Source organism: Gemmobacter lanyuensis, assembly GCF_014652355.1.
GTDB lineage: Bacteria > Pseudomonadota > Alphaproteobacteria > Rhodobacterales > Rhodobacteraceae > Gemmobacter > Gemmobacter lanyuensis.
This window is the reverse complement of sequence record NZ_BMYQ01000018.1, coordinates 38,537-46,303: the sequence shown is the minus strand read 5'-3', so window position 1 is coordinate 46,303 and position 7,767 is coordinate 38,537. Positions and strand designations below refer to the sequence as shown.

The window sequence follows — 7,767 nt, the reverse complement described above, 5'->3', positions numbered from 1 at the left end:
CCAACACCAACTTTCTTCACACAACCGTCGCACACCCCTTGTTTCATTGGCATCCCAACCAAAAAATTCCCGCAACACAAACCCACAAACCAACACTTATCCACAACACAAATCACCCAAACCCCCAGAATCAACCAAGAATCACCGCCGAAAAACGGGGGGAACCGGAATCACCGCCGGAATCGGGGCGGGAATCGGGATCTCGGGCCACCAAACACAAAGACCCGGCAAAAGCCGGGTCCTCAGGATCGCGCAGGGGATCAGGGAGGGGTCAGCGCCGCCCGCGCCGGGGGGCGGGTGTATCCCCCATGAGCTGACGGTGGAGCGCAATCGCCTCTTCCAGATCGTCGAAGTACCACAGCTGCCCCTGCTCCAGCACCAGACCGGAATCACAGAAGGCGCGCACCGTGGCCATATCATGGCTGACCATGATCGCGCTGGAGGCCTTCATGCGCTCGTGGAAGACGGCGCGGCTCTTGCGGCGGAAGGCTGCATCGCCGACCGAGGTGACCTCATCCACCAGATAGGTGTCAAAGCGGATGCCCATGGCGGCGCCGAAGGTCAGCCGCGAGCGCATCCCGGAAGAATAGCTGCGGACCGGCATATGGAAATGCTGCCCCAGTTCCGCGAAATCCTCGACGAAGGCGGCCAGCTGTTCGGTATCCACACCATAGATGCGCGCGATGAAGCGGATGTTCTGCGCCCCGGTCAGGTCGCGGTGGACCGCACCGCCCAGGCCCACCGGCCAGCTGATGGTCCCGTCCGAGACGATGCGCCCGGAATCGGGGCGGATGGTGCCCGCCACCATCTGCAACAAGGTGGACTTGCCCGCACCATTGCGCCCGAGCAGCGCCAGCGACCGCCCCGTGGGCAGCGTCAGGTCCAGATCCTGCACGATGATCTTGCGCCCCGCGCCGATCCGGAAGCTCTTGTGCAGGTGTTCGAAGCGGATCATCTGCCAGCCCGCCGGTTCAGCGCCGATCGCGGATACTATAGAAGACCAGGGCCCCGATCGACCAGGCCAGCAGCAGGAACAGGCCCACCAGCCCCGACCAGACAAAGCGCTGCGGGAATTCCGCCAGCTGCGGCAGCGTCGGCCGGATATAGGGCGTCAGATAGAGCGTCTGGCGCGAGGCATTGGCCCGGGCGACATCCAGCGCGGCCAGGGCGGTGCGATAGGCCTCTTCTGCGAATTGCTGATCGACGGTCAGGCGTTCGAATTCGGCGATGAGTTCGGGGTAATTCTCATCCCCGTCCCCGGGCTGATCGGCCGAGGCAAAGGTTTGACGTTCCGCGGTGATGCGGTCGCGGATCACCTGGATGCGGCGCGCGGTCTGGTTGCGGCGCGGATCGGTTTCCTGGGTGGTCCCCAGAACGATGTCATTTTCGATCAGGGCTTCGGCCAGCTGCTGCTGCAGATTGTTCAGAACACCCATCCGGCCCTGGATATCAGCCGCCGGATCGACGATCCGCGTACGGGTGCGGAAGCGGCTCAGCGCCTCGCGCGCATCCTTCAGACGGGCCAGCGCCTGGTCCAGATCGCTGTTGGCATAGCGCATGACATCTTCACGCGCCTGGGTGTTCAGCGCATTGATCATGCGCTGGCTCTCGGCCACGATCTCGCCGGCGATGCGCTGGGAATCCTCGGCGGTGAAGGCCAGCACGCGCAGCTCGATCAGCCGGGTGCTCTGATCATAGGAGATGCGGACCATGCGCCGCCAATAGGCGTGCAGATCCTCGATCGCCGCATCGGGCCAAAGCGCGAAGACCGGGTCGCGCGGCCAGTGGAGCGCATAAAGCGCATCCAGCCCCACGCGTTCGTCAATGGCCGCGACGATTTCCTGGCTCTGGATGAATTCGTAGAGGATGTCGGCTTCCGACATGCCGCCCGCGCCGGTCAGCTGGGCCAGCCCGCCCATCAGCGCGCCCGAGGTGTTTTCCTCGCGCCGGACGGTGAAGGCGACGGTCGAGGCATATTGATCCTGCGCCACGCCCCAGAGATAGCCCATGGTGATCAGAAGCGGCAGCAGCACCAGCACCGCAAAAGAGAGGGCAAGCCCACGGTGGCGGGGCTGCAGCCGGGCGGGTTCGGCCATGGGGCGGATCTCGACCACAGGCACCGGGCGCGCCTCGGCGGCACCGCGGCCGGCCGCACGGGCGGGCGGCGCCTCGTCATCCCCTTCGACAAAAACTTGCTGTCGAGTGGCCGCGCTGGCCGGTTTGCGGGGCTTTTTGCCCGCGACCGGCACTTTTGCCGGAGGGGCAGCCGGGGTCAGCGGCAGATCCTGCGCGCTGGCCGCATCTGGGTTCTGCTGATCATTCAATGGCTTGCCCCGGCATGAACCGATTTGAACTTGTGCGCCCCCTTCTACATAATGGGCATTTGAAACGCCAGCACCGGTTTACCACAGGTTCGTGCATGCCCTCCTCCTCCTTGCTGCCTGACGCCGACCCCAGCCCGGTGCCCCAATCGGCGGTCCCGCTGCCTCAGGAACCCCGGCAGCCCCGGCGGGTGCTGACCCGGCGCTTCCCCACGCTGCGGACCGTTCTGGCCCTGATGCTGCGCGAGATGTCGTCGCGCTACGGCCGGTCGCCGGGGGGCTATCTCTGGGCGGTGCTGGAGCCGCTGGGGGCGATCCTGCTCTTGTCGGTCGCCTTCGGGCTGTTCATGCGCAGCCCGCCGCTCGGCACCAATTTCATGCTGTTCTATGCGACGGGCTATCTGCCCTTCATGGTCTATGGCGATATAGCCAACGCGGTGGCGCGCGCCATCGTCTATTCCCGGCCGCTGCTGATGTATCCGGCGGTCACCTGGGTCGATGCGCTGCTGGGGCGCTTTGCGCTGAATGCTCTGACCGGGATCACCATCACCTTCCTTGTGCTGCTGGGCATTCTCTTGCTGTCAGACACGCACGTCATTCTGGAACTGCAGCCGATCCTGCTGTCCCATCTGATGCTGATGGTCTTTTCCATGGGCATCGGCGTGCTGAACTGCGCGCTGTTCGGGCTGCTGCCGGTCTGGGAAATGGTCTGGGGCATTACCATGCGGCCGCTGATGCTCGCCTCGGGGGTGATGTTCATCTATGAGGACATGCCCAGCTTCGCGCGGGCGATCCTGTGGTACAACCCCCTGCTGCATGTGACTGGCGAGATGCGGAAAGGCTTCTACCCGATGTATGATGCCAGCTACGTGGCCCCCAGCTTCGTGCTCCTCTTCGGGCTCGGGACGCTTTTCCTCGGCACCGTATTGCTGGGGCGTTATCACCGCGACATTCTCAACAACGACTGATCCATCCTTTTCCCGCCTTGTGGGGCCGGTCGGGCAAGGTTCGCCCACCCCGGCCCCGCCTCTGGCCCGCCGCTGACCGAGAAAGACGAACAGACATGCAGATCGAACAGACCGCCCTGCCGGGTGTGGTGATCCTGACCCCGGCGCGTTTTGGCGATGACCGTGGCTTCTTTTCCGAAACCTGGAGCCGCAAGCGCCTGGCCGAGGCGGGGATCGACCTCGACTTCGTGCAGGACAACCATTCCCTTTCGGCGCGGGCGGGGACGCTGCGGGGTCTGCATTTCCAGTCGCCGCCCCATGCCCAGGCCAAGCTGGTGCGCTGCGGGCGCGGGGTGCTCTGGGATGTGGCTGTCGATATCCGCGCGGGATCGCCGACCTATGGGCATTGGGTGGGGGTCGAGCTTTCGGCCGCGAACGGGCGGCAGCTGCTGATCCCGGCGGGCTTCCTGCATGGCTTCGTCACCCGGACCGACGAGACCGAGATCGTCTACAAATGTTCGGATTACTACGCGCCCGACTGTGACGGTGCGGTCGCCTGGAATTCGGTGGGGATCGACTGGGGCCTGACCGGAGAGCCGGTGCTTTCGGCCAAGGATGCCGCCGCCGTGGCGTTTGCCGATTTCAAGACCCCCTTCACCTGGGAGGGCTGAGATGAAACTTCTTGTCACCGGGGGGGCGGGGTTCATCGGGTCGGCCGTGGTGCGGCTGGCCGTGGCGCGCGGGCATGAGGTGGTGAACCTCGATGCGCTGACCTATGCCGCCTGTCTGGCCAATGTGGCCAGCGTGGCCGAAAGCCCGCTTTACACCTTTGAACAGGCCGATATCCGCGATCGCGCGGCGCTGGAGCGGATCTTTGCCGCCCATGCCCCCGATGCCGTCATGCATCTGGCCGCCGAAAGCCATGTGGACCGCTCGATCGACGGGCCGGGCGATTTCATCGACACCAATATCACCGGCACCTATAACATGCTCGAGGCCGCGCGCGCCCATTGGCAGCGCCAGGGCCGGCCCGCGGAGTTCCGCTTTCACCATATCTCGACGGATGAGGTCTTCGGATCGCTGCCCGCCGACCCTGCGGTGAAATTCACCGAAACCACGCCCTATGATCCGCGCAGCCCCTATTCCGCCTCCAAGGCCGCTAGCGACCATCTGGTGCGCGCCTGGCACGAAACCTATGGCCTGCCGGTGGTGCTGACGAATTGCTCGAACAATTACGGCCCCTACCATTTCCCCGAAAAGCTCATTCCGGTGATCATCCTGAATGCGCTGGCCGGGAAACCCCTGCCCATCTATGGTGACGGGTCGAACATCCGCGACTGGCTTTATGTGGAAGATCACGCCGATGCGCTGCTTCTGGTGGTGGAAAAGGGCGCGGTCGGGCGCAGCTACAATATCGGCGGCGAGAATGAGCGCACCAATCTGGAACTGGTGCGCACGCTCTGCGCCATTCTGGATACCAAGCGCCCCAAGGCGGCGGGGTCCTATGCCGATCAGATCACCTTCGTGACCGACCGCCCCGGCCATGACGCCCGCTATGCGATCGACCCCGGGCGCATCCGCACCGAACTGGGCTGGCGGCCCAGCGTCACGGTAGAAGAGGGGCTGGAACGCACCGTGCAATGGTATCTCGACCACGAAACCTGGTGGCGCCCGCTGCTGGATCGGCAGGGGGTGGGGCAAAGGCTGGGGGTCAAGGCATGACGGTGCTTGTCTTCGGATCCACCGGCCAGGTGGCCACGGAACTGCGGCGTCAGGCACCCGAGGCGGTGTTTCTGGGGCGGGATCGCGCCGATCTGACCGACCCTGCCGCCTGTGCCGCCGCGATCCGGGCCGCAAACCCCACAGCCGTGATCAATGCTGCCGCCTGGACGGCGGTGGACCGCGCCGAAACCGAAGAGGCCGCGGCCCAGGTGGTGAATGGCGCGGCCCCCGGTGCCATGGCCCGCGCCTGCGCCGATCTGGGCGTGCCGCTGGTGCAGATCTCGACCGATTATGTCTTTGGCGGATCGGGAACCGCCCCCCGCCGCCCGGAGGATCCCGTGTCCCCGGTCAATGCCTATGGCCGCAGCAAATGGGCGGGGGAAGAGGCCGTGCGGGCCAGCGGCGCGACCCATGTGATCCTGCGGACCTCCTGGGTGTTTTCCGCCCATGGCGCGAATTTCGTGAAGACCATGCTGCGGCTTGGCGCCGAGCGGCCCGCGCTGCGGATCGTGGCCGACCAGATCGGCGGGCCGACCCCGGCCGATGCCATTGCCGCGGCCTGCCTGAGGCTGGCGGCCGCCCTGCGCGAGGGCGCGCGCAGCGGCACCCATCATTTCGCGGGCGCGCCCGAAACCAGCTGGGCCGGTTTCGCGCGCGAAACATTCAGGATCGCGGGGATGCCCACCACGGTCGAGGACATCCCGACCGAAGCCTTCCCCACCCCGGCGCGGCGGCCGCTGAATTCACGGCTCGACTGTTCCGCCCTTGCCGCGGACTTCGGGATTACCCAACCCGACTGGCGGGCCGCGCTCGCCCAAGTCATCACCGAGCTGAAAGGGGCCTGAGATGCAGCGCAAGGGGATCATTCTCGCCGGCGGGTCCGGCACCCGGCTTTATCCGATCACCATCGGCGTGTCGAAACAGCTGCTGCCGGTCTATGACAAGCCGATGATCTATTACCCGCTGTCGGTGCTGATGCTGGCGGGCATCCGCGAGATCGCGGTGATCACCACGCCGCAGGATCAGGACCAGTTCCGCCGCACGCTGGGCGATGGCAGCCAATGGGGCCTGCAGCTGACCTATATCGTGCAGGCCTCGCCCGATGGTCTGGCGCAGGCCTATATCCTGGCCGAGGATTTCCTGGCCGGGGCGCCGTCGGCCATGGTGCTGGGCGACAATATCTTCTTCGGCCATGGCCTGCCCGATCTGCTGGCCAGCGCCGATGCGCGCGCCACCGGCGGCACGGTTTTCGGCTATCGCGTGGCCGATCCCGAACGCTATGGCGTGGTGGGCTTTGACGAGGCGGGCCGGGTGAACCACATCATCGAAAAGCCCAGCCAGCCGCCGTCGCCCTATGCCGTGACGGGGCTTTACTTCCTCGATGGCACCGCCCCCGCCCGCGCGCGGCAGGTGCAGCCCTCGCCCCGGGGCGAGCTGGAGATCGTGACCCTGCTCGAGATGTATCTGGCCGAGGGGGCGCTTGCGGTCGAACAGATGGGGCGGGGCTTTGCCTGGTTCGACACCGGCACCCACAGCAGCCTGCTGGATGCCGGCAATTTCGTGCGAACGCTGGAATTGCGTCAGGGCCAGCAGGTCGGCAGCCCCGACGAAATCGCCTTCGAACAGGGCTGGATCAGCCGCGACCAGCTTTCCGACCGCGCCCGGCTGTTCGGCAAGACCGCCTATGGGCAATATCTGGCGGCCTTGCTGTAATCAGTACCAGCGCCCCACCGCCATCAGGCGCATGACATCGGCGCGGCGGGCATCGGCCTTGTCGCGCACCGAAAGCGTGGCCGTGGTGGTGGTGGGGGCTGCATCCAGCGTGACGCAGGCCAGCACCGCCGCCTGCACGGTGCCCGTCACGCAGGGGGCCGCGACGAAGGCCGAAGGGAAAGTCCAGGTGACGGCTGCCGTGGTCGAGGCGGTCAGGCTGTGGACACAGATCAGCGTCCCATCGGCAAAGCGCGAAAAGGTGCCGTTCGCCCCCGATCCGCGCTGCATGGCGGCGCCGGTGGGGACGCCCCCGCTCTGGCTGACCGTGCCCAGCAGATTGGCGCGCGTATAGGGCACAGCCCCGCCGATCGTGGCGCCCGCGGGCAGGGCCACCTGCCCCGTCGCCCGCGCGATCACCAGCGCCTCGGTCCAGACCGCGCCATCGGCGCTGACCTTCACCGAGAGATCATCGCTCCCCGCCAGCCCCAGTTCCGCCCGCCCCGACCAGTTCGACTGCAAGAGGAGCGAGGCCGTCTGCCCCGCCGCCGCCTTGTTGATCTTCATCTGATGCCCCGCCCCGTCATGGCTGAACAGCGAGGCCGCCGAGACGACCGAAAGGCGGTTCGTTCCGTCCGAGGGGGTGGCGATGCCCAGGCCCGCCATGTTTTCCAGCGGCAGTCGTTGCCAGGCCCCACCGCGGCAGATGCGCAGCTCGCCCTCGGCCCGGCCCCAGGCACGCCAGCCCTCCAGCGGGTCAAGAAAGATCCAGGCCCCCGGCAGGCGCAGCGCCAGCCGCCCCCCCTGCCCCGCCCATTCCCCCATGGGTGCCGGTCCCAGCGCCCAGATCTGCCCGACCGCCGGATTGACCGGCGGGGTCTGCGCGCCAAACCCCTCAACCGAGAGCTGCGCCAGCGCATCGAGGATCTGCAGCGCCTCGTTATGGGTGACATGCTTTTGCGCCTGCGCCGGGGCAAGGAAGGGCAGCGCAAGATTGGGCGAAAGATCGGACATGGGGGCGGTTCCTCTGGCAGGGATCGCGCCGACTGTCGGCAGGCCGGGTTAAG

General features: G+C 66.4%; 8 protein-coding genes. 5 read left to right on the top strand and 3 right to left on the bottom strand.

Features of this window, described 5'->3' with window-relative positions; genetic code table 11:
* Positions 1–271: 271 nt before the first annotated feature.
* Entirely contained in the window at positions 272–955 is a 684-nt protein-coding gene (locus IE101_RS18535) for an ABC transporter ATP-binding protein (protein ID WP_189635343.1), read from the bottom strand.
* Between the two features lie 16 nt (positions 956–971).
* A complete protein-coding gene (locus IE101_RS18530) occupies positions 972–2,324 on the bottom strand; it encodes a KpsE/RkpR family capsule polysaccharide export protein (protein WP_229804308.1) in 1,353 nt (450 codons plus the stop codon).
* A gap of 95 nt (positions 2,325–2,419) precedes the next feature.
* Between IE101_RS18530 and IE101_RS18525 the strand changes: the two genes are divergently transcribed.
* The 5 genes from IE101_RS18525 (at position 2,420) to rfbA (ending at position 6,703) form a co-directional block, all read left to right on the top strand.
* A complete protein-coding gene (locus IE101_RS18525) occupies positions 2,420–3,289 on the top strand; it encodes an ABC transporter permease (protein WP_189635342.1) in 870 nt (289 codons plus the stop codon).
* A gap of 95 nt (positions 3,290–3,384) precedes the next feature.
* Positions 3,385–3,939 (top strand): dTDP-4-dehydrorhamnose 3,5-epimerase, encoded by a 555-nt coding sequence (gene rfbC / locus IE101_RS18520; protein ID WP_189635341.1) that lies wholly within the window; start codon positions 3,385–3,387, stop codon positions 3,937–3,939.
* A gap of 1 nt (position 3,940) precedes the next feature.
* A complete protein-coding gene (gene rfbB / locus IE101_RS18515) occupies positions 3,941–4,990 on the top strand; it encodes a dTDP-glucose 4,6-dehydratase (RefSeq protein WP_189635340.1) in 1,050 nt (349 codons plus the stop codon).
* Positions 4,987–5,835 carry a dTDP-4-dehydrorhamnose reductase gene (gene rfbD, locus IE101_RS18510; RefSeq protein WP_189635339.1) on the top strand — a complete coding sequence of 283 codons (849 nt, stop codon included), beginning with the start codon at positions 4,987–4,989 and terminating at the stop codon, positions 5,833–5,835. The genes rfbB and rfbD overlap by 4 nt, the downstream gene beginning before the upstream one ends.
* 1 nt (position 5,836) lies before the next feature.
* A complete protein-coding gene (gene rfbA / locus IE101_RS18505) occupies positions 5,837–6,703 on the top strand; it encodes a glucose-1-phosphate thymidylyltransferase RfbA (protein ID WP_189635338.1) in 867 nt (288 codons plus the stop codon).
* Here the strand turns inward: rfbA and IE101_RS18500 are convergent, their stop codons facing one another.
* Entirely contained in the window at positions 6,704–7,714 is a 1,011-nt protein-coding gene (locus IE101_RS18500) for a DUF2793 domain-containing protein (RefSeq protein ID WP_189635337.1), read from the bottom strand. It lies immediately after the preceding gene.
* Between the last annotated feature and the right edge of the window lie 53 nt (positions 7,715–7,767).

What these genes read in the sequence shown, in the direction of transcription:
- rfbC (WP_189635341.1), top strand. Translation starts at nt 3,385, where the DNA reads ATGCAGATCGAACAGACCGCCCTGCCGGGTGTGGTGATCCTGACCCCG.
- rfbB (WP_189635340.1), top strand. Translation starts at nt 3,941, where the DNA reads ATGAAACTTCTTGTCACCGGGGGGGCGGGGTTCATCGGGTCGGCCGTG.
- IE101_RS18500 (WP_189635337.1), bottom strand. Translation starts at nt 7,714, where the DNA reads ATGTCCGATCTTTCGCCCAATCTTGCGCTGCCCTTCCTTGCCCCGGCG.
- IE101_RS18535 (WP_189635343.1), bottom strand. Translation starts at nt 955, where the DNA reads ATGATCCGCTTCGAACACCTGCACAAGAGCTTCCGGATCGGCGCGGGG.
- rfbD (WP_189635339.1), top strand. Translation starts at nt 4,987, where the DNA reads ATGACGGTGCTTGTCTTCGGATCCACCGGCCAGGTGGCCACGGAACTG.
- IE101_RS18525 (WP_189635342.1), top strand. Translation starts at nt 2,420, where the DNA reads ATGCCCTCCTCCTCCTTGCTGCCTGACGCCGACCCCAGCCCGGTGCCC.
- rfbA (WP_189635338.1), top strand. Translation starts at nt 5,837, where the DNA reads ATGCAGCGCAAGGGGATCATTCTCGCCGGCGGGTCCGGCACCCGGCTT.